Source organism: Mesorhizobium sp. B2-9-1 (assembly GCF_006439455.1).
Lineage (GTDB): Bacteria > Pseudomonadota > Alphaproteobacteria > Rhizobiales > Rhizobiaceae > Mesorhizobium.
Genome location: NZ_VFTP01000003.1, coordinates 522689 through 543462, shown reverse-complemented (window position 1 = coordinate 543462; position 20774 = coordinate 522689). Strand labels below are relative to the sequence as shown.

General features: G+C 64.0%; 20 protein-coding genes. 13 read left to right on the top strand and 7 right to left on the bottom strand.

Features of this window, described 5'->3' with window-relative positions:
• Nucleotides 1–141: 141 nt before the first annotated feature.
• From FJW05_RS09815 to FJW05_RS09795, 5 genes are all read left to right on the top strand, one after another.
• A complete protein-coding gene (locus FJW05_RS09815; protein WP_140630885.1) occupies nt 142–3774 on the top strand; it encodes a hydantoinase B/oxoprolinase family protein in 3633 nt (1210 codons plus the stop codon).
• A 44-nt stretch (nt 3775–3818) separates the two neighbouring features.
• Nucleotides 3819–5117 (top strand): DUF3419 family protein, encoded by a 1299-nt coding sequence (locus FJW05_RS09810; protein ID WP_140630882.1) that lies wholly within the window; start codon nt 3819–3821, stop codon nt 5115–5117.
• A complete protein-coding gene (locus FJW05_RS09805) occupies nt 5114–5779 on the top strand; it encodes a class I SAM-dependent methyltransferase (protein ID WP_140544488.1) in 666 nt (221 codons plus the stop codon). The genes FJW05_RS09810 and FJW05_RS09805 overlap by 4 nt, the downstream gene beginning before the upstream one ends.
• Nucleotides 5780–5874: 95 nt before the next feature.
• Nucleotides 5875–6171 (top strand): type II toxin-antitoxin system RelE/ParE family toxin, encoded by a 297-nt coding sequence (locus FJW05_RS09800; protein WP_140630880.1) that lies wholly within the window; start codon nt 5875–5877, stop codon nt 6169–6171.
• An 8-nt stretch (nt 6172–6179) separates the two neighbouring features.
• On the top strand, nt 6180–6488 hold the full coding sequence (locus tag FJW05_RS09795; RefSeq protein ID WP_140630878.1) for a HigA family addiction module antitoxin: 309 nt from the start codon (nt 6180–6182) through the stop codon (nt 6486–6488).
• Between the two features lie 25 nt (nt 6489–6513).
• Here the strand turns inward: FJW05_RS09795 and FJW05_RS09790 are convergent, their stop codons facing one another.
• On the bottom strand, nt 6514–7896 hold the full coding sequence (locus tag FJW05_RS09790; protein ID WP_140630874.1) for a serine hydrolase: 1383 nt from the start codon (nt 7894–7896) through the stop codon (nt 6514–6516).
• Between the two features lie 291 nt (nt 7897–8187).
• Between FJW05_RS09790 and FJW05_RS09785 the strand changes: the two genes are divergently transcribed.
• A complete protein-coding gene (locus FJW05_RS09785; RefSeq protein WP_140544494.1) occupies nt 8188–8979 on the top strand; it encodes a GH25 family lysozyme in 792 nt (263 codons plus the stop codon).
• 183 nt (nt 8980–9162) lie between these two features.
• Nucleotides 9163–10341, top strand: a complete 1179-nt coding sequence (locus FJW05_RS09780) for a lytic murein transglycosylase (protein WP_140630871.1) — start codon at nt 9163–9165, stop codon at nt 10339–10341.
• 187 nt (nt 10342–10528) lie between these two features.
• Here FJW05_RS09780 and FJW05_RS09775 read toward each other — a convergent pair whose 3' ends face one another.
• Nucleotides 10529–11749 (bottom strand): alanine racemase, encoded by a 1221-nt coding sequence (locus FJW05_RS09775; protein WP_140630868.1) that lies wholly within the window; start codon nt 11747–11749, stop codon nt 10529–10531.
• Between the two features lie 216 nt (nt 11750–11965).
• Between FJW05_RS09775 and FJW05_RS09770 the strand changes: the two genes are divergently transcribed.
• The gene (locus tag FJW05_RS09770; RefSeq protein WP_140630866.1) at nt 11966–12886 is read left to right on the top strand and encodes a DMT family transporter; all 921 of its coding nucleotides are present in this window, start codon (nt 11966–11968) and stop codon (nt 12884–12886) included.
• A gap of 371 nt (nt 12887–13257) precedes the next feature.
• On the opposite strand, the gene metF is transcribed toward FJW05_RS09770, so the two are convergent.
• Together metF and FJW05_RS09760 are read right to left on the bottom strand one after the other, a co-directional pair.
• Nucleotides 13258–14175: a methylenetetrahydrofolate reductase [NAD(P)H] gene (gene metF, locus FJW05_RS09765; RefSeq protein ID WP_140630864.1), complete on the bottom strand. Its 918-nt coding sequence runs from the start codon at nt 14173–14175 to the stop codon at nt 13258–13260.
• Nucleotides 14175–15197, bottom strand: coding sequence for a metalloregulator ArsR/SmtB family transcription factor (locus FJW05_RS09760; protein WP_140630861.1), 1023 nt, complete (start codon nt 15195–15197; stop codon nt 14175–14177). Before FJW05_RS09760 ends, metF begins: the two co-directional genes overlap by 1 nt.
• A 140-nt stretch (nt 15198–15337) precedes the next feature.
• Between FJW05_RS09760 and tsaA the strand changes: the two genes are divergently transcribed.
• The 3 genes from tsaA to FJW05_RS09745 all read left to right on the top strand — a co-directional run bounded on the left by tsaA (nt 15338) and on the right by FJW05_RS09745 (nt 17139).
• Entirely contained in the window at nt 15338–15844 is a 507-nt protein-coding gene (tsaA, locus tag FJW05_RS09755; RefSeq protein ID WP_140631047.1) for a tRNA (N6-threonylcarbamoyladenosine(37)-N6)-methyltransferase TrmO, read from the top strand.
• Nucleotides 15841–16155 carry a DUF2293 domain-containing protein gene (locus FJW05_RS09750; RefSeq protein WP_140630858.1) on the top strand — a complete coding sequence of 105 codons (315 nt, stop codon included), beginning with the start codon at nt 15841–15843 and terminating at the stop codon, nt 16153–16155. The genes tsaA and FJW05_RS09750 overlap by 4 nt, the downstream gene beginning before the upstream one ends.
• 144 nt (nt 16156–16299) lie before the next feature.
• Nucleotides 16300–17139, top strand: coding sequence for an SDR family oxidoreductase (locus FJW05_RS09745; RefSeq protein ID WP_140630855.1), 840 nt, complete (start codon nt 16300–16302; stop codon nt 17137–17139).
• 37 nt (nt 17140–17176) lie between these two features.
• Here the strand turns inward: FJW05_RS09745 and FJW05_RS09740 are convergent, their stop codons facing one another.
• Both FJW05_RS09740 and FJW05_RS09735 read right to left on the bottom strand, forming a co-directional pair.
• Nucleotides 17177–17794 carry an MOSC domain-containing protein gene (locus FJW05_RS09740; protein ID WP_140630853.1) on the bottom strand — a complete coding sequence of 206 codons (618 nt, stop codon included), beginning with the start codon at nt 17792–17794 and terminating at the stop codon, nt 17177–17179.
• The gene (locus FJW05_RS09735; protein ID WP_140630850.1) at nt 17769–18437 is read right to left on the bottom strand and encodes a TetR/AcrR family transcriptional regulator; all 669 of its coding nucleotides are present in this window, start codon (nt 18435–18437) and stop codon (nt 17769–17771) included. Before FJW05_RS09735 ends, FJW05_RS09740 begins: the two co-directional genes overlap by 26 nt.
• 102 nt (nt 18438–18539) lie before the next feature.
• On the opposite strand from FJW05_RS09735, the gene FJW05_RS09730 reads away from it, so the two are divergent.
• Both FJW05_RS09730 and FJW05_RS09725 read left to right on the top strand, forming a co-directional pair.
• Nucleotides 18540–18959, top strand: coding sequence for a hypothetical protein (locus tag FJW05_RS09730; RefSeq protein ID WP_140630849.1), 420 nt, complete (start codon nt 18540–18542; stop codon nt 18957–18959).
• A gap of 92 nt (nt 18960–19051) precedes the next feature.
• Nucleotides 19052–19618, top strand: a complete 567-nt coding sequence (locus FJW05_RS09725) for an isoprenylcysteine carboxylmethyltransferase family protein (protein ID WP_140630847.1) — start codon at nt 19052–19054, stop codon at nt 19616–19618.
• Here FJW05_RS09725 and FJW05_RS09720 read toward each other — a convergent pair.
• Nucleotides 19615–20736: a beta-ketoacyl-ACP synthase III gene (locus FJW05_RS09720; protein WP_140630844.1), complete on the bottom strand. Its 1122-nt coding sequence runs from the start codon at nt 20734–20736 to the stop codon at nt 19615–19617. The genes FJW05_RS09725 and FJW05_RS09720 overlap by 4 nt on opposite strands.
• Nucleotides 20737–20774: the final 38 nt, after the last annotated feature.

Genomic DNA, 20774 nt, shown 5'->3' with positions numbered 1-20774 from the left:
GTGAGCGGTCGCAGGGGAAATGCATCAGCCAGCTGCCGGTTTCGTAACGTTGCATTTCCACGTGTAACATCAACTTGCGATTGCTGGCGCCGAAATCCCGAACTAACACAACATATGCCAAAGAGATTATGGATAAGCAGAATGCCGGCAGCCGTGGGGACTGGGAAATGGGACTTTTGGATCGACCGCGGCGGCACTTTCACCGACATCATCGGCCGTGATCCGCGAGGCCGGCTGCACCCCCGAAAACTTCTGTCCGAAAATCCCGAGGCCTATTCGGACGCTGCTATCCAAGGCATCCGCGACCTGTTGGACCTGAAAACGGGCGCCGCCATCTCCGCCGATGCGATCGGCGACGTCAAAATGGGCACGACCGTTGCCACCAATGCGCTGCTCGAGCGCAAGGGCGACCGTGTGCTGCTGCTCATCACCAAGGGGTTCCGCGACGCTTTGCGCATCGCCTATCAGGCAAGGCCGGATATCTTCGCCAAGGAGATCATCCTGCCGGAGCAGCTCTACGAGCGGGTGATCGAGGTCAATGAACGCGTGCGCGCCGACGGCTGCGTCGAGCGCCTGCTCGACATCGCGGCCTGCCGCTCGGCGATCGAGCAGGCGAAAGCCGACGGCATCGACGCGGTCGCCATTGTCTTCATGCACGCCTGGAAATACCCGGACCACGAAAAGGCCGTGGCGAAAGTCTGCCGCAAGATCGGCTTCAGCCAGATCTCGGTGTCTCACGAGGTCTCTCCGCTCATCAAGCTGGTCGGCCGCGGCGACACCACCGTGGTCGACGCCTATCTGTCGCCGATCCTGTCGCGCTATGTGCAGCGGGTGGCCGGGGAGTTGGGCGCCGGCCCGCGCCTGATGTTCATGATGTCGTCGGGCGGCCTCACCGCCGCCGACATGTTCCAGGGCAAGGACGCGCTGCTTTCGGGACCGGCGGGTGGCGTCGTCGGCATGGTCGAGACGGCGAAGCTCGCCGGCTTCGAAAAGGTCATCGGCTTCGATATGGGTGGCACCTCGACCGACGTCGCCCACTATGACGGCGAATATGAGCGCGCCTTTGACACCGAGGTCGCCGGCGTGCGCATCCGCGCGCCGATGATGCGCATCCACACCGTCGCCGCCGGCGGCGGCTCGATCCTGCACTATGAGGCGGGCCGCTTCCGCGTCGGCCCGGATTCCGCCGGCGCCAATCCCGGGCCTGCCGCCTACCGCCGCGGCGGCCCGCTCGCCGTCACCGATGCCAATGTCATGCTCGGCAAATTGCAGCCCGATTTCTTTCCGGCGATTTTCGGCGCGGACCAAGACCAAACGCTCGACATCGGCACGGTTGGCGAAAAATTCGCGGCGCTTGCCGCCGAAATCGGCGACGGCCGGACGCCCGAGGCGGTCGCCGAAGGCTTTGTCACCATCGCCGTCGAGAACGTGGCCAACGCCATCAAGAAGATCTCGGTGCAGCGCGGCTATGACGTCACCGAATATCTCCTGAACTGTTTTGGCGGTGCCGGCGGCCAGCACGCCTGCCTGGTCGCCGATGCGCTCGGCATGGAAGCGGTGCTCATCCATCCCTTCTCCGGCCTTCTCTCGGCTTACGGCATCGGCCTCTCGTCGGTCTTCGCCTCGCGCCAACAGGGTCTGCTGCAGCCGCTTGCCGAAGAATCCCGCGCGGCGATCGAGGCGCTCATCGCGGCGCTGCGCGGCGATGTCATTGCCGAGCTCGGCGAGCAAGGCATTGCCGGGGACGAGGTTTCAACGAGGCCTGTCCTGCATATCCGCTATGACGGCACCGATACGGCGCTGCCGGTGAATTTCGAGCATGGCTCGATCTTCCGCGCCAGAAGCGATTTCGAGGCCGCGCACAAGGCGCAGTTCGGCTTCGTCTATGACGATAAGCCGATCGTCGTCGAGACCGTCGCCGTCGAAGGCATGGAAGCCGCCAGACAGGACAAGGCTGAAGCCCCAGCGCCCGCCGGACCGGCAGGAATTGACGCCAAACCTTTGGAAAGCCGGCGCATCTACACCGAAGGCCGCTGGCACGAGGCCGGCGTCTATCGTCGCGCAGGCCTGCGGCCGTCCCACACGGTCGCCGGGCCCGCGCTTATCATCGAGCCGAACCAGACCATCGTCGTCGAGCCGGGCTGGCGCGCCGAAATCACCGATCTCAATCACGTTGTGATACGCCGGACAGAAAGAAAGGCGCGTGCCGCGGCACTCGGCACCGAGGCCGATCCGGTGATGCTGGAGGTCTTCAACAACCTCTTCATGTCGATCGCCGAACAGATGGGCGTGACGCTGCAGAACACCGCCTATTCGGTCAACATCAAGGAACGGCTCGACTTCTCCTGCGCCGTGTTCGACCGCCATGGCGCGCTGGTCGCCAACGCGCCGCATATGCCGGTGCATCTGGGTTCAATGGACCGTTCGGTGGAGACAATCATCCGCCTGAACTCCGGCGATATCCATCCCGGCGACGTCTTCGCGCTCAACGCGCCCTATAATGGCGGCACGCATTTGCCCGACATCACCGTGGTGACGCCGGTGTTTGACGACGCCCGCAAGGAAATCCTGTTCTGGGCGGCCTCGCGCGGCCATCACGCCGATGTCGGCGGCACCGCGCCGGGCTCGATGACGCCGCTTGCGACAACGGTCGACGAGGAAGGCGTGCTGTTCGACAATTTCCGCATCGTCGATCGCGGCCGCTTCCGCGAGAAGGAGCTGGAGACGCTGCTGACCGACCATCCTCATCCGGCCCGCAATCCCGTCCAGAACATCGCCGACTTGAAGGCGCAGATCGCCGCCAACGAAAAGGGTGTGGCGGAGCTGCGCAAGATGATCGTGCATTTCGGGCTCGACGTGGTCGAGGCCTATATGGGCCACGTGCAGGACAATGCCGCCGAAAGCGTGCGCCGCGTGATCGAGCGACTTCCCGACAGCGCGGCTTACGAATATCGCACCGACACCGGCCAGGTGATCAGGGTGAAGATCACCGTCGATCGGCAAAAGCGCGAGTCGACCGTCGATTTCACCGGCACGTCGCCTGTCATGAAGAACAACTTCAACGCGCCGGAGCCCGTCGCCCGCGCCGCCGTGCTTTATGCGTTCCGCGTCATGGTCGAGGACATGATCCCGATGAATGCCGGCTGCCTGAGGCCGATCAACATCGTTATTCCGGATGGTTGCATGCTCAAACCGTCCTATCCTGCTGCCGTCGTCGCCGGCAATGTCGAGACCTCGCAGCATGTCACCAACGCGCTGTTCGGCGCGATGGGCGCGATGGCCAACGCCCAGGGCACGATGAACAACCTCACCTTCGGCAACAAGAAATACCAGTATTACGAGACGATCTGCTCCGGCTCGCCGGCCGGCCGGATGAATTCCGGGCGCGGCTTCGCCGGCACGTCCGGCGTCCACACCCATATGACCAATTCGCGCCTTACCGACCCTGAGGTGCTGGAACTGCGCTTCCCCGTCGTGTTGGAAGACTTCCATATCCGCGAGGGCTCCGGCGGCAAGGGCAAGTGGAATGCCGGCGACGGCACCAGGCGTACGATCCGCTTCCTCGAAAAGATGGAATGCGCGATCCTGTCCTCGCACCGCAATCGCCCGCCCCAGGGCCTCGACGGCGGCGGTGACGGCGAGGCGGGCTCGACCAAGGTCAGGCGCAATGACGGCTCGGTCAACGTCTTGAAGGCCTGCGACCAGACCACGCTCGATGCCGGCGAGGCCGTCATCGTCACCACGCCGACGCCGGGAGCGTTCGGCAAAGCGTAGCAATTGGCGCCAACCTGCCGTCAACAGGCTGTCACCTGCCTGTCATGCCGCTGCGCTACCCGCTTGCGCCAAAGCAAACGGGGAATCACCTTTCGATGTCGGACGTATCCGGAGAACTCGTTTATCGTCGAGGCAAGGAAGTCGGAAAGGCCGTCTACCAGAACCGGGCATTGTCGAAGGACGGCATTTCCGAGCGGCTCTTCGCCTTCCTGTTCTCCGGCCTCGTCTATCCGCAGATCTGGGAAGATCCCGATGTCGACATGGAGGCCATGCAGCTCGGCGCCGGCCATCGCGTCGTCACGATCGCCTCGGGCGGCTGCAACATCCTGGCTTACCTGACCCGCACGCCGGCCCGGATCGAGGCCGTCGATCTCAATGCCGCGCATGTCGCGCTGAACCGCATGAAGCTGGAAGCGGTGCGCCACCTGCCGTCGCAGGGCGACCTGTTCCGTTTCTTCGGCGCCGCCGGCACCAGACACAATTCGGATGCCTATGATCGCTTCATCGCGCCGCATCTCGATCCAGTGAGCCGCCATTACTGGGAGCGCCGCAACTGGCGCGGCCGCCGCCGCATCTCGGTTTTCGACCGCAACTTCTACCAGACCGGCCTGCTCGGCCTCTTCATCGCCATGGGCCATCGCGTCGGCAAGCTGTTTGGTGTCGATCCGGCCGGCATCATGAAGGCGGAGAACATTGGCGAGCAGCGCCGCTTCTTCAATGAGGAGTTGGCGCCGGTGTTCGACAAGAAGCTGCTGCGCTGGGCGACCTCGCGCAAGGCTTCGCTGTTCGGCCTCGGCATCCCGCCGGCACAGTATGACTCGCTGATCACATCCGGCGACGGCTCGATGGCGAGCGTCTTGAAGGCACGGCTGGAAAAGCTCGCCTGCGATTTCCCGCTGAAGAACAACTACTTCGCCTGGCAGGCCTTTGCCCGCCGCTATCCGCAGCCCGGCGAGGCGGCGCTGCCTGCCTATCTGGAACAGAACAACTACAAGACGATCCGCGACCACATCGATCGCGTCGCCATCCACCACGCCAACCTGATCAAGTTCCTGGGCGCCAAGGACGCCGGCACCGTCGACCGCTTCGTCCTGCTCGACGCGCAGGACTGGATGACCGACGACCTGCTCAATGCGCTGTGGACCGAGATCACCCGCACGGCCTCGGCCGGCGCCCGCGTCATCTTCCGCACCGCGGCCGAACCGAGCCTCCTGCCCGGCCGTGTCTCCAGCTCGCTGCTCGACCAGTGGACCTACGAGGCCGACGCCTCGCGCGAATTCGCGGCAAAAGACCGCTCGGCGATCTATGGCGGCTTCCATCTCTATGTGAAGCGGGCAGCATGAGCACGACGGAGCTGCCGGCCGGCCATGCCGAACTGATGGACGGCGTCTACCGCTGGCAGCGCCATATCTATGATCTGACCCGCAAATATTACCTGCTCGGCCGCGACCGGCTGATCGACGGATTGGACGTGCCGCAAGGCGGCACCGTGCTGGAGCTCGGCTGCGGCACCGGCCGCAACATCGCGCTTGCCGCCCGCCGCTATCCGGATGCGCGCTTCTTCGGTTTGGACATCTCGGCCGAGATGCTGGAGACGGCTAGCGCGGCCATTGCTCGCGAAGGCCTCGCCGCCAAGGTCAGCCTGGCGCGTGGCGACGCAACCGACTTCGATGCCAGGGCGCTCTTCGGCATCGCGCAGTTCGACCGCGTGTTCGTGTCCTATTCCCTGTCGATGATCCCCAGCTGGGAAAAGACGGTTTCGGCCGCGCTCGCCGCGCTTGCGCCCGGCGGCTCGTTGCATGTCGTCGACTTCGGCCAGCAGGAAGGCCTGCCGCGCTGGTTCCGCGCCCTGCTGCGTGGCTGGCTGCGGAAATTCCATGTCGCGCCGCGCGCCTCGCTTCGCGACGTGCTTGAATCGGAATCGCAGCGCACCGGCGCAACCTTCCGTTTCAGAACGCTTTATCGCGGATACGCCTGGCTGGCCATAGTCAAGATCGCCCACTGAATTTTGCAATTTGACGCCTGTGGCCGTAGCGAACGCAATCAACAATTGCGCCATGACCCAAAGGGTGGTACATTGACCCTGCTTGGAAACATGTGATGATCGTCGGATTTAGAGATGAATGGCTGCGGGCCTTCTTCGTGAACGACGATCACTCCCGTAACATTCCGTCCGATCTCGAAAGCCGCTTGTTTCGCAAGCTCCAGATGATCGACGACGCTGCCGCCGACCAGGATTTGCGAGTGCCGCCCAGCAACCACTTCGAAAAGTTACGCGGAAATCTCGAAGGCTTTCATTCCATACGGGTCAACAAGCAATGGCGATTGGTTTTCCGCTGGGATGGCGGTCGGGGTGAGGCATCGGACATCTACTTGGACGACCACAGCTACAAGTGAGGTGAGACATGTTGATGACCGCACGCAAGCCCGCAACGGTTGGCGAAATCCTCGCGGAGGAGTTCATGCACCCGCTTGGCTTGACGCAAGCCGCTCTGGCCGAGGCAATGGGCGTCCCGCGCAAGCATGTGAACGAATTGTGCAACGATCGCCGCAGCATTACCGCGGCGACCGCGCTCATATTGGCGCGGGTGTTCGGCAACAGCCCGGATTTCTGGCTGAACGTCCAGCGCCGCAGCGATCTTTGGCAAGTCATGAACTCGCCTGACGAGCGGGCGCGCGTGGATCGCGCCAAGCCTTTGCCGACCGCCGCATAGAGGCCGGCGATTGACCGCCACGCCTCTAATGGAGCGCCTTCACCAGCGCGCTGACCATCGCTTGTGGACGATAACCAAGCTTGGCCGGCGTCAATCCAAGCCGCACCACCACCAACTGCTCGGACGGAATGATTGCAGCCGTCTGTCCGTCATGGCCCTCCATCCAATAGGTGTCCTTGGGCAGGCCTGCAGCGACGCCTGCGCCGGCATTTTCCTCATCGCCCGGCCCCTCGATCCAGACCTGGCCTTTGCCATACACCTTTGAGGCCGGTGCGGCCTCGCGCATCCAGTCGACGAAACCGGCAGGCAGGATCTGGTTTCCGTTCCAGGCGCCGCCCTGCAGAAGGAACTGGCCGAAGCGCGCCCAGTCATGCGCCGTGGCGTAGAGATAGGACGAGCCGACGAAGGTACCTTGCTCGTCGGTCTCGAGCACCGCGCTATGCATGCCGAGCGGCTCGAACAGCGCCGTGCGCGGCCATGCCAGCGCCTTCGCCTTGTCGCCGATCGCATCTTGCCATAGCCGCGACAGCATCACCGCCGTGCCGCTCGAATAGGAAAACACTTTTCCCACCTCGCCGGTCAGAGGTTGGGCCTCGGCGAAGCCTGCCATGTCCGGCTCGAGATAAAGCATGCGCGTCACGTCGGCGACGTCGCCATAATCTTCGTTGAACGCCAGCCCGCTCGACATCGCCATCATGTCGGCAAGGCTGATGGCGGCGCGGCCGTCGGCCTTCCACGGCTTGAACAAGCCCTTGTTATCGAGCGCCAGCTTGCCGTCCTTGACCAGCGTGCCGACGATCGCGGCATTCACCGTCTTGGTCATCGACCAGCCGAGCAGCGGCGTCTTGGCCGAAAAGCCCTCGCCATAGCGCTCCGCGACGACCCGGCCGTTCTTCACCACCACGATGGCGCGCATGCCGGTGCCGGCCATCGCGGCATCGTCGACGATCTTCGCGACCTCGGGATTCTGCGAAGCATCGACCCGCTCGCCATCGGGCCAGAGCGCGTCGGGTTGCGCCGCGGCCGGCGGCGCGGCGCGCAGCGACGTCTGCCTTGCCTTGCCGGTGTCGCCGTCGGCAACCGACGCGCAGCCGACGCCGTCGCGCTCGACCGCGACACTCTTGCCGAAAACCCAAAGCAGGCCGGCCGAAACCAGCCCCCGCTCCTTGTCGACGGAGACCTTCATCAGCTTGAGCAGCGGATGGCCTGGTGCCTGCACATCGACGGCCAAGACCTCTTTGGCGTCGCGGCCGGCGATGAAGACATTCGAGCAGACGATCTTGGCCGAGTAGCCGGAGCCGACGCGGATCAACTCCGGCGGCGCGAAATAGAGCCACGCGAAGAGCGCGACCACCGCCAGGATCACAAGCCCAACCAGCCATTTGATGAACTTCACGACAGCCCGCATCTTTCCCCGCCTTTTGGATTCGCCGGCTCGATTTATGTCATCGATTTGCCGCCATTGCTTCCGCAAAATCGCCGGCATCGTCGAGCGCCGTCAATGGATTATCAACCATGTTCGGCGATCAAATGATTCCATGTCGCCCAAAAGTGCGCAGCGGTTTTGGGACAACGATTTGGAAGACGGAATAAATCGGGACGGTCCTGTGGGGCGATCGTCCGGAGGGGGGCCTGCGAAAGCGACCACCATCAATGAAGGACCCATCAGCGGCCGGCTGATCCCGGCTCGGGGAAGATCATGCGCCGTCTTGCGGCCATCCTGATGCTTACGCTGCTGGGCGCCTGCTCGACCGTGGAGGACCTCTCACCATTGTCGCCGTCGTCGCCGGCGGTTGCCGTGCGCGCGCCCAAATTCGAGGACTCCAAGCCGCATGAGTGGGACAGCGGCGCGCCATGGACCTACGCCATCCACGGCACGGACGTCTCCAAATACCAGAGCTCGATCGACTGGCCGACGGCCAGGGCCAGCGGCATCTCCTTTGCCTTCATCAAGGCGACGGAGGGCGGCGATCGTTTCGACGACTATTTCAACGAGCACTGGGCGCGTACAAGAGCGGCCGGCGTCCCGCGCGCGGCCTATCATTTCTTCTACTTCTGCACGCCGGCCGAAACCCAGGCGCGCTGGTTCATCGCCAATGTCCCGAGAGACCCGTCGGCAATGCCGCCGGTGCTCGACATGGAATGGAACCCGAACTCGCCGACCTGCAGGCTGCGCCCCGACCCCACCACGGTGCGCAGCGAGATGACCGTCTTCCTGCAAATGGTCGAGCGCTATTATGGCAAGAAGCCGATCATCTACACCTCGCTCGACTTCTTCGACGACAACCAGCTGGCGACCTTCCGCGGCTATCCCTATTGGCTGCGCTCGGTCGCCGGCCACCCGCGCGAGAAATACGGCAGCCACCCCTTCACCTTCTGGCAGTACACCGGCACCGGTATCGTGCCCGGCATGACCGGCAAATCCGACATCAACGTCTTCAACGGCTCGGAAGCCGCCTGGAAGAAGTGGCTGCGGCAGAACACCCGTTGACATCGGCCGCCGCGCCTGCTTTTCGACACGGCGGGCGGCGAAACATGCAACCGCTGGTAATCTGGAGCGGCGTACTCGTGCGAGTGCCTGGCAAGACTCCTGAGCTTTGAAATCCTCGCATGCGCCCGTCCGATCCCGTCCGGGGTCGCGATCGGGTCATGCGCCGGTCTCGAAAGGAAAGCGATGCGATTGCGCGTTGAAATCCTGGCGGCGCTCTTCGTCGGCGCGCTTGCGCTGCCCGCGGCGGCGCAGGAATGCGGCGGCGATTTCGAGGCCTGGAAACAGGGTGTCGCGGCAGAAGCCAAGGCAGCCGGCGTCGGCGCCGTCGGGCTCGACGCGCTGGAGGACGCCGCCATCGACCAGCGGGCATTGGCGCGCGACCGCGCCCAGGGCGTCTTCACCCAGACTTTCACCGAATTCGCCAACCGCATGATTTCGGCCTACCGCCTGAAGCAGGGTGCGGCCAATCTGAAGAAATATGCCGAAACCTTCGACCGCGCCGACAAGGAGTTCGGCGTACAGCCGGCGATCATCGCGGCTTTCTGGGGGTTGGAAACCGACTTCGGCGCCGTGCAGGGCGACTTCCACACCCTCGATGCGCTGGTGACGCTTTCGCATGATTGCCGCCGCCCCCAGCTGTTTCGGCAGCAATTGGTGCCGCTGCTTACCTTGATCGACCGCGGGGTACTGCCGGCCGACGTCAAGGGCGCCTGGGCTGGTGAGATCGGCCAGACGCAGATTCTGCCGACCGACTATCTGGCGCGCGGCGTCGACGGAGACGGAGACGGCAAGGTCGATCTGCGGAACAGCGTGCCGGACGTCATCATGACCACGGCCGACAAGATCATGTCGCGCGGCTGGAAGCGCGACCAGCCCTGGGTCCAGGAAGTGCGCGTCCCCGATGAGATGCCATGGGACCAGACCGGCCGCACCAACAAGCTGCCGCTGTCGCAATGGGCGCAATGGGGCGTCACCGAACCCAACGGCAACCCGCTCATCGACAATGGTCTCAAGGCTGGCCTGGCGCTGCCGATGGGCCGCAAGGGTCCCGCCTTCCTGACCTACGACAATTTCGACGTCTATCTGGAATGGAACCAGTCCTTCACCTACGCGCTGACGGCGGCAGTGCTTGCGACCCGCCTCGCCGGTGCGCCGCAATTCGATCCGCGCACGCCCGAGCAAGGCCTGAGCGGCGACCAGATGAAGGCGCTGCAGACCAAGCTCGAGGCCAGGGGCTACGACGTCGGCACCGTCGACGGCATCCTCGGCACCAACACGCGCGAAGCGGTCCGCAAGGAGCAGATGCGGCTTGGCCTGCCGGTGGATGGTTGGCCGACGCCCGAGCTTTTGGCGAAGCTGTAGCGCCTCTCCCTTCTCGCCTTGCGGGGTCCGAAGGACGGGGCGAGACCCGTGGCTCGCCCCCGGGTGGTGGATCAGCGCCGAGACGGATGAGGGGTGTTCCAGCGGAGTGAGACGTTGGCTTTCCCTGGAGCACCCCTCATCCGTCGCCTTCGGCGACACCTTCTCCCACAAGGGGAGAAGGGGGAACTCAATCCGCCATCGTCTCCAAGCTCGCAAAGCCCTGCGGTGCATCGCCCTCGTCGAACGGTGTCGTCACTTCGACGAACGTATCGGGGTAGAAGCCGTTGAAGCGTGTCCTGAGCGACAGCGAGTAGGCGCCGATATGGCCGATCTCGATCCAGTCGCCGGTGTCGACCGTTTCCGGCAGCCAGAACGGCCGGGACAGAATATCGACGGAATCGCAGGTCGCGCCGCAGACCTTGAACGGCACGATCGTGTTCTCGTTGCCGTTGCGGGTACGGATCGCGGGATCTGGAATGAAGCGCGCCGGCAGCGTGATCTTGCCCGTCCATGAATCCGACAGCGACGCCCAGATGCCGTCATTGATGTAGAGCCGCTTGCCCTTGCGCAATAGCACGCGCACGATCAGCGACAGGCACCGCGCCACGATCACGCGTCCGGGCTCGGCCACCAAGGGCATCTGGTCGAACTGATATTCTTTAAGGTCGCCGGCCAGCCGCGACATCAACTGCCCGAGCGACGGCATCTCGATGTGCCTGCGATTGGGATCATGGCCGTATTCGGCGGGAAAGCCGCCGCCGACATCGAGCCCGGCGATGTCGAAGGTCAGGCGGTTGCGCACCCAGTCCGCCGAGGCGAGAGCGCGTTCATAGGTATCCGGATCCTCGATCTGGCTGCCGACGTGGAAGCAGAGGCCGACCTTATAGCCGGTGCGGTTCAGCCGCTCGGCAAGCTCCACCGCGTTGGCGGGCCCGGCGCCGAATTTCTTCGACAGTTCGTAAGCCGCATGGCCCTTGGTCTGGATGCGCACGAAGACGGTGAGAGCGCCGGGATCGATATCGAGCGCCCGCACCACACGCGTCAGCTTCGCGATCTCGTCCTCATGGTCGAGCGAGATCACCCGGATGCCGTATTTTTCAAGCGCCAGCTTGATGTCCGACTGCGCCTTGACCGGATGCATGTAGAGCATCTCGGCGTCGGGCGAGACGGCGCGCACGGCGGCGAACTCGCCGGGCGAGGCGACGTCGAAGGCGCTGACGCCGGTTTCCACCAGCGTCTTCAGAACGATCTGCTCGCCATTGGTCTTGACCGCATAAGCAGTCTTGCCGGGAAACATGCCCATGAACTGCAGGGCATCCTCCTTCAACACCTGCGGGCGGAAACAGTAGACCGGGTCGTCGGGACGAAGCGCCAGTGCCGCCTCACGGGCATTTTCGAATCGCTGCATGGACGAATCCTCAGGTCTGGAGCGCGCACAATTAATCCTAGCTAGCCACCAAAGAAAACAGTTCTGTGTCTTGGCGATCCGGAGCGGCCTGTTGCACATTTTGGCGACGCTAAACCATTGGTCATGTTTCGGGTGGCCCTTGCCTGCGGATGAGATATCGGTTCTTGGGGTATTTGACGGGCCGAGGTTGCGATCGGCCCCGGGGAGGAACAGGACATGTCGATTACGGCCGGCGCCGCGCCGACGCGCGGAGCGATGACGCTCAAGGATTGGGCGCAGCTTCTCCTGCTCGGCGCGATCTGGGGCGGTTCGTTCTTCTTTGCCCGCATCGCCGTTTCCGAGATCCATCCGCTGGCGCTGGTGCTGTTCCGCGTCTCCATCGCCGCGGCGGCACTTCACCTCTATCTGGCAGCCCGCGGCCCTTCGTTCCGGCTCGCCTTCCCGCATGCCGGCCTGTTCTTCCTGCTGGCGCTCACCAACAATGTCGTGCCCTTCTCGCTGATCTTCGCCGGCCAGACGCAGCTCGGCGCCGGCGTCGCTTCGGTGCTCAACGCCACGACGCCGTTCTGGACGCTGATCCTGGCCAATGCGCTCACCACCGACGAGAAGCTGTCCTGGAACAAGTTCGCCGGCATCGCGCTCGGTGTCGCCGGCACCGCGGTGATGATCGGACCTGGCCTGCTTGCCGGGCTTGGCGGACCGGTGTGGGCCAAGTTCGCACTGATCGGCGCTTCGATCTCCTACGCCGTCGCCCTGATGATCGCGCGCCGCTTCAAGGGCGTGCCGTCGCCGGTCATCGCCACCGGACAGCTGACCGCATCGACCATCATCATGATCCCGCTCGTGCTGATTGCGTATGGCCCTGCGGGGCTTTTCTCGGTCTCGCCGCCCGTTTGGGCCGCGGTTCTGGGCCTGGCGCTGCTTTCAACCGCCTTTGCTTACATCCTCTATTTCAACCTCGTCGCCTCGGCCGGCGCTACCAATGCCTCGCTGGTCACCCTGGTCGTGCCGGTGAGCGCGGTGCTGCTCGGCTTCCTGTTCCTCGGCGAGCGCCTGGCGCTGTTCGAAATCGGCGGCATGACGCTGATCGGACTCGGCCTGGTCACCATAGACGGTCGCCTGTTGGGCCGATGGTAGCGGTGTCATGCCACGGCTCCGCCACAATTTATTCACAACGCTTGAGGCGGCTTTTGCCGAAGAGTTTCAACGGCTAACGATAAATCGGAAGTCGCAAATCCCACAATCATGTCGCATTGCAGCACGTTTTCCGCTTGCCTGTAACCCAAATGACTCTAGATTCCGGCCATAGCTCTGAAGAGGAGGCTATGGCATGGGACTGACGAGGCCGATCAACGCGTTGATGATTTGTGCCGCATTCGCATTCATCGGTGCCCTTATCATAGGTGTTCTTCCCTGACCCGCCAAAGCCGGGAAGACCAGTACCGAGATATAGTCCAAACAGTTCGAAAAGGCCGGGTTCTACCCGGCCTTTTCCGTTGCAGCCTGCCCTAGGCGGCGGCCGAACCCGCCGCCTCCGTCTCATGCGAGCGGATGCCGATCATGTGGCAGACGGCAAAGACGAGGTCGGCGCGGTTCATCGTGTAGAAATGGAAGTCGCCGACGCCGCGCTCGACAAGGTCGAGCACCTGCTCGGCGGCCACGGCGGAGGCCACGAGGGCATGCGTCTGCGGGTCGTTCTCCAGTCCTTCGAAGCGCTCGGCCAGCCAGGCCGGCACCAGCGCCCCGCAGCGCGACGAGAAATTGGCGACCTGGGTGAAATTATGCACCGGGAGGATGCCCGGCACGATCGGGATGTAGATGCCGGCGCGGCGCGCCCGCTCGACATAGCGCTCGTAAAGGTCGTTGTCGAAGAAGAACTGAGTGATCGCCCGCGTCGCGCCATTGTCGGCCTTGCGTTTCAGCATATCGATGTCGGTGGCGAAATCCGGGCTTTCCGGATGCTTTTCCGGATAGGCGGAGACCGAGATATCGAAATCGCCGGCGTTCTTCAGCGCCCCGACCAGTTCGGCGCCATTGGCATAGCCATCGGGATGCGGGTGGTAACTTGCGCCTACACCGGCCGCCGGATCGCCGCGCAACGCGACGAAACGTTTGACGCCCATATCCGCGAATTCGCGAATGACCGTGTCGACCTGATCGCGCGCGGCATCGACGCAAGTCATGTGCGCCGCAGGCGTCAGCGTCGTCTCGTTCAAGATGCGCCTGACCGTGCGCGCCGTGCGCTCGCGGGTCGAGCCGCCGGCGCCGTAGGTCACCGAGACGAATTTCGGCTTGAGCGGTTCCAGCCGGGTGACCGTGTCCCAGAGCCTCACTTCCATCTCGTCGGTCTTCGGCGGGAAGAATTCGAACGAGACCCGGACCTTGTCGCCGATGTCGGGGCGGCGGGAAAAGCGGAACTGGTTCATCAGGCTGTTTCCCCCATTGGATATGCCTTGGCAGGCAGCGGGTCATTGGATGGATCGGCGATCAGCAGTCGCTGATCGCGGCCGAGCCAGAGCTTCACCGTAAGCCTTGCCTCGTTGCCGCCACGCGGCTCGAATTCCTGGCTGTCCTCGAGGTCGAGGCCGGCCTCGGCGAACCAGTCGGACATCTGCCGGTCGGAAAAGCCTAGCCGCATATGCGCATGCTGGTCGCGCAGGAATTCGAGATTATGCGGCGCGAAGTCGACGACGATCAGCCGGCCCGATGGCCTGAGCAGCCGCGCCGCCTCGGCGATGGCGCGCGCGGGATCGTCGAGATAGTGCAGCACCTGGTGGATTGTGACGAGATCGAAGGCGTTGCGCTCGACCGGCGGCGAGAAGATGTCGCCCTGGCGTACCTGCGCATTGGCGATGCCGGCCTTGTCGAGATTGGCGCGCGCCACGCTCAGCATCTCGCGCGACATGTCGATGCCGACGCCGCGCCGGTAGAGCGGCGCAAAGATTTCGAGCAGCCTGCCCGTACCGGTGCCAAGATCGAGCATGGACTGGAACGGCCGCTTGCCGACGAGCTTGATGAGTGCCGCTTCCACCGCCCGGTCCGGCACATGCAGCGAGCGGATGTGATCCCAGCTCGCGGCATTCTCGGAAAAATATTCGGCCGCCCGGTCCTGCCGCTTGCGCTTGACCGCCGCGAGCCGCTCGAGATCGCGCACCACTTGCGGATCGGCCTCGCTTATGGCCGAGACCAGACGCTGGACGAAATCGCGCGAATTATCGATGTCGGTCAGCCTGAAAAAAGCCCAGGACCCTTCCTGATAGCGGCCGATCAGCCCGGCATCGAGCAGCAGCTTCAGATGCCGCGAAACGCGCGGTTGCGACTGGCCGAGGATCTCCGTGAGATCGGAGACGGTGAGATCCCCGCGCGAAAGCAGCACCAGGATGCGCAGCCGGCTGGATTCGGCCGCCGCCTTCAATGTATCTACCATTGTGTCGAGTGAGACGTGCATGCGTGAGTTTCTCGTTGAAAGATATAAAGATATGTTTATGTCGATTTCGAAACCGTGGCAAGGGCTATGTCGCTTCCGGACAAGAAAATGGCGCAGCCGTGATCCGCGCCGGCAGGCGGTTTCTCCGCGGGACGAACAGGATGTTTGAGACGCGCCAAGGTGAAATGCTTCTTGCGGCCGACCCGGCGCAGTTGCGGCCGGACGGCCATGTCGTCTTCATCGGCCACATCGTCTCACCCTGGGTCGGTCGCGAGGATTGTCCCAAGAACATGCGCGCCGCCCGCGAAACCGGGCGAACCGCAACAATCCTGATCGACCAGCCCTATCGCCCGGGGTTGCAAAACCTGGAACGCGCCAGCCACGTCGTCATCCTGTCGTGGCTCCATCACGCGCCGCGGAATCTGATTGTGCAGAAACCGCGCCATGCGGCTGAAGCGAAAGGCGTTTTCTCGCTGCGCTCCCCTGCCCGGCCGAACCCTGTCGGCCTGCATGTGGCGAAGCTCGTCGCGCTCGGCATTGAGGCCGGCCGGATCGAGATCGACGCCATCGACGTGCTCGACGGCACGCCGGTCATCGATATCAAGCCCTACTACGCTTCCACGGATGCCTTCCCCGAAGCGACGATCGCCGGGCGCGACGAGAAATGAGCGCCCCCACCGGCCGCCGCCGCGCCATCGCCAAGGCGCTGACCGCGCTGCTGCCGCTCGCGCCTTATGCCGACATGGAGAAAATCCGCGCCGAAGCCGGCTCGGTGCACATGAAGAGCTTGCCGCCGACAATCGCGGTGTGGCTGGCCACCATCGCCCATGTCCGCCACGTCCACACCGATTACGAAAAGCTGCTGGCCGAAGGCTACGACCGGGATTCGGCGCGCTTCTTCGTCATCAGGCGGACCAATGAGGTGCTCACCCGTTGGCGGGCGACACGGTTGCTCGAGGAAGACGACGAGGACGAATAGACGCCTGCGTCCTCTACGCCGCATTCCGCCAATTAATTCGGGTGCCGCCTCTGGAAAAACGGCGGCGGCGCCGTACATGGGCAAACGGAGATTCCTCCGTTTATCCCTCCGAATTCATCGCCCTCTGGGCAAGGATCACAGATCATGACTGACAAGGTTTGGTTCATCACCGGATCATCGAAGGGCTTTGGCCGCGTCTGGGCCGAGGCCGCGCTCGCCCGCGGCGATCGCGTCGCCGCAACCGCGCGCGATGCCGGCACGCTCGCCGATTTCGTCGAGAAATATGGCGACAGGGTCGCAGCCATGCAGCTCGACGTCACCGACAAGCAGGCGGTCGACGCCGCGATCGCCGAAGCGCACAAGCGCTTCGGTCGGCTCGACGTCGTCATCAACAATGCCGGCTACGGCCATTTCGGCGCCATCGAGGAAGTCACCGAACAGGAAGCCCGCGACCAGATCGAGACCAACGTCTTCGGCGCGCTTTGGGTGACCCAGGCCGCGCTGCCCGTCATGCGTGCGCAACGCTCCGGCCACATCATCCAGATCTCCTCGATCGGCGGCGTCAACGCCTTTGCCTCGCTCGGCCTTTATCACGCCTCGAAATGGGCGCTGGAAGCCTTCAGCCAGTCGCTCAGCCTGGAGGTCGCGGAGTTCGGCATTCACGTGACCCTGGTCGAGCCGGGCGGTTTCTCCACGGACTGGGCCGGACCGTCGGCGAGGGTTTCCAACCCGTTGGATGTCTATGAGCCCGTCCACGCGGCGATGGCCGAGCGTCGCAGCCGTTCCGTGGCCGGCGATCCGCAAGCGACCGGCCCGGCGATGCTGGCGGTCGTCGATGCCGCCGAGCCGCCGCTCAGGGTCTTCTTCGGCGATGGCGGCCTGCCGATGATCAGGCAGGAATATGCCAACCGCATCGCCACCTGGGAAAAGTGGGACCATGTCTCGGTGATGGCGCAGGGCGCCAACAAGAACCGCAAAGCCTAATCAAAAACGCCGGCCACGCTGCTTCAGCGGCGTGGCCTCAGGCCTGATAAATCCACTGCTCCGGCACCCGGATGGAAATTTCCTCGCCGGCCCTGATGACGCCCGGCTTCTCGACCCAGGCGACAAGGCCGCGCAGCCGTTTCGCCTCCTTTGGAAAGAGCAGCGCGGTGGCCTCCTGATCCGCGGCGCCGACATGCTCGGCGATTGACTGTCCGGCAAAGCGGCACGGCTTGTTCTGGCCGTCGACCTTGAGCGTCACGCCGCCCTTGAAGAACATCAGCGAGCCGGCCGGCAGCATCGAAAGATGCGGCACGCCCTCGACCGCAAGATTGGCGCCGATCCACTCCGGCTTGATCTCCTCGAGCCCCATGCGTTGGGCGACGATGGCGAGCTCGTCCGCCGCGACCAGCGACAATTGCCGCTCGTTGCGCATCTCGGTGCCGCGCGGATACCATGGCTCGCGCCCGCCCGAACGCCGCGTTGTTCCGCCATGGAAGTCGCCGGCGATCCCGTCGAAGCCAAGCTGCAGTTCCTCGACCGCCCTCGTCTCGAAATGGTCGTGCGGAGCGGCATAGAGCGCCGCTGCCCTTGCCGTCAGCTTGCGGCCCGGCACGATCTCGACGGGCGTTTCAATCGTGGAGAACAGGTCTGGCATCGGTTTCGCCATTTGAGTCGGCCGCTTTTCGCATTTCGGCTGCCCAGGCGGCAAGAGCGATCTCGGCCAAAGCCCTGAGGTCCTCTGCCGAAGCGCCGTCACGCGCCTGGATCGACATTCCGTGCATGACTCCGGTCAGGTATTTGGCCAATCGCTCGACGGACAGATTTGCCGGCAATTCGCCGGCCTCTTGGCCCTTGCCCAGCCGCGCTGCGATCGCCGCTTCGGTTGCCTTGCGATATGTCTTGAGCTCGTCCGCGATGGCTTGCGCCTGCGGCGAGGTCGCCAGCGCACCGCTGATGAAAAGGCAGCCGCCGGGCTTACCCGGCCGGGTGTAGGCCTCAGCCGCGCCCATCAGCAGCAAACGCATCGCCTCCTTGACCGATACCGGCGCGCTAAGCGCGTCGAGCGCAAACCCGACCTCCCTTTCGTGGTAGCGCGCTAGCGCCCGACGAAACAGCGTCTCCTTGTCGGTGAAGGCGTTGTAGATCTGCGGCGGCGTCAGGCCCATGGCCTCGCGCAGCATGGCAAGCGAAGTCGCTTCATAGCCATGCTCCCAGAACAGATGCATGGCCGCGTCGAGCGCGGCCTCCGGGTCGAACGCCCGCGGCCTGCCGCCGCGAGACTTCTCAGAATTTTCCATAGTGATCGATACGAAACCTGTTGACTCGACTCTTTTGGATAACGTAACAATCAATACGTAACCTGACAAGCGGAACCATCCGCAGCACGAAGGAGAACCAACATGCCGATTACCGTGACCGCGCCCGAGGGCGTGCTGAGCGCAGCGGGCGAGCGCGAAATCCTGCCTCGCCTCAGCGCCGCGCTCATCGAGGCCTCCGGAGCCACCGGGAATTCATTCTTCACCGCAATCGTCGGCGGAACGGTTCATATCCTGCCGATCGATCGCATCTATGCTGGCGGCGCCAATCGTCCTGTCGTCATGGTGGAATTGAAGTTGCCGAATATCGGCCTTGCGACCAACGAGGCGCGCGAGGCCTTCATCGCCGCAGCCGCCAGGATCGTCGACGAATGTTGCGTGCCGGGCCACAAGCCCGAGAACACCTGGATTAACATCCTCAACGCTCCCGACGGGGGCTGGGGTATCGGCGGCCGGCAATATTCGGGCGAGGCGCTTGTCGCGGCGGCGATGGCCGCAGCGTGACGGCACCGGTTTGATCACGACATTCTTACCGACTTCGACTTTCTTTCGCCTGCCGCGCGGATTTAAACGCGTGGCAGACGAGAGGCTCGATCATGCAGGTTGGACACGCTGTAGCGGCGCTTTGGCTGTTCTGGGTGGTATCCTGGCTCCTTGCTGCTGCCTGGGCAGATCCCGCGCAAAAGCGCGCCGATCCCAAGTCGGAGGCGCGCTATCGGGTCCTTTGGCTCGCCGGCACCGTTCTGATGTTCGTGCCGGCGCACGGCTATGCCGGCAGGCTGCGGCTGTGGACGCCGACGCTCACCGAAGCCTGGATATGCGTTGCCTTGATCGCCATCGGCATCGCTTTCGCCTGGTGGGCGCGCCTGCATCTCGGCCGCCTGTGGTCGGCAAACGTCACCGCCAAGGCTGATCATCGCGTGGTCGATACCGGCCCCTACGGCCTGGTCCGCCATCCGATCTACACGGGACTGCTGCTGTCCATCCTGGCGACCATGGCGGTCAAGGGCACCGTATGGGGTGTTGCCGGCGCCGGCCTGCTGCTCGTCGGCGTCGTCGTCAAGGCGCGGCTGGAAGAGAGCTTCCTGCGCGGCGAGCTCGGCCCGGCCTATGACGACTACGCCAGGCGCGTGCCGATGCTGGTGCCCCTCGCGCCGGCTTAAAGCATCCTGAGCAGTGCGCCGCCGATCGAATAGCCGGCGCCGAAGGCGCAGATCAGCCCGAAATCGCCGGCCTTCATGTCGGCATGGTTCTCCGACAGCGCCACGATCGCGCCGGCCCCGGCGGTGTTGCCGAGCCGCTCCAGCACCATCGGCGCGCGGTCATGGTCGACGTCGTGACCGAAGGACAGTTTCAGGATCATGGCATTCATGCGCGCATTGGCCTGATGCAGCCAGAAGCGGCGGATGCCGTCAGGCGTCAGCCCGTGCTCGGCCAGGAATTCGACGATGAATTTCTGGCCGGCAACGGTAACTTCCTTGAACACCTTGTTGCCGACCTGCTTGATGAGATTGCCTTCCAGGTTGATCATGTAGGGATCGTGCTGGGCGGTGCGCGTGTGATAGCCAAGATTGGTGCGGATGTTGTTCGACATCTGCGTCCAGGTGCGCGTGTCGAGCACCTCGAAACGCCCCGGCCGCTTCTCGCCCTGCGCCAAACCCTCGACGACCATGGCGACCGAGGCGTCCCCGAAGATGAAATGCGTCTGCCGGTCGCGGAAGTTGAGATGGCCGGTGATGATCTCCGGCGTCGACACCAGGATGCGCTTGTGCGCCCCTGCCCTCACCAGGTTGACCGCGATATGCAGCGCCGCCGCGGCGGAAGAGCAGCCAAGCCCCATATCGAAGCCGGCGCCCTTGGTTCCCAGCGCCTCCTGCATCTCTATGGCGATCGCCGGATAGGGCCGCTGATGATGCGAGGCCGAGCAGATCACCAGGTCGATGTCCGATCCATCGACCCCGGCATGGGCAAGCGCCTTCCTGGCCGAGGCGAGGCCGAACTCCGCCTCCAACGACAGCGCGTCGTCCGGCCGCGCCGGAATGCGCGGCGACATGCGGGTCGGGTCAAGGATGCCCTCGCGCTCGATCACATGGCGGCTTCTCACGCCGGAGGCATGCACGATGAAGTCGCTATCCGACTTTTGCAAAAGCGGCTCGCCGGTGTCGGCGCGGCGCGCATTCTCGGTGTCGACCCAGCTGTTGAAGCTTGCGACCAGCTCTTCATTGGTGATGACGGGTTCAGGGATTTCGGCGCCGATGCCGCTGATGATGACGCGATGCATGTCCAATCCGTCCGAGGGGGCGGCAAGTTGTGCCGAGG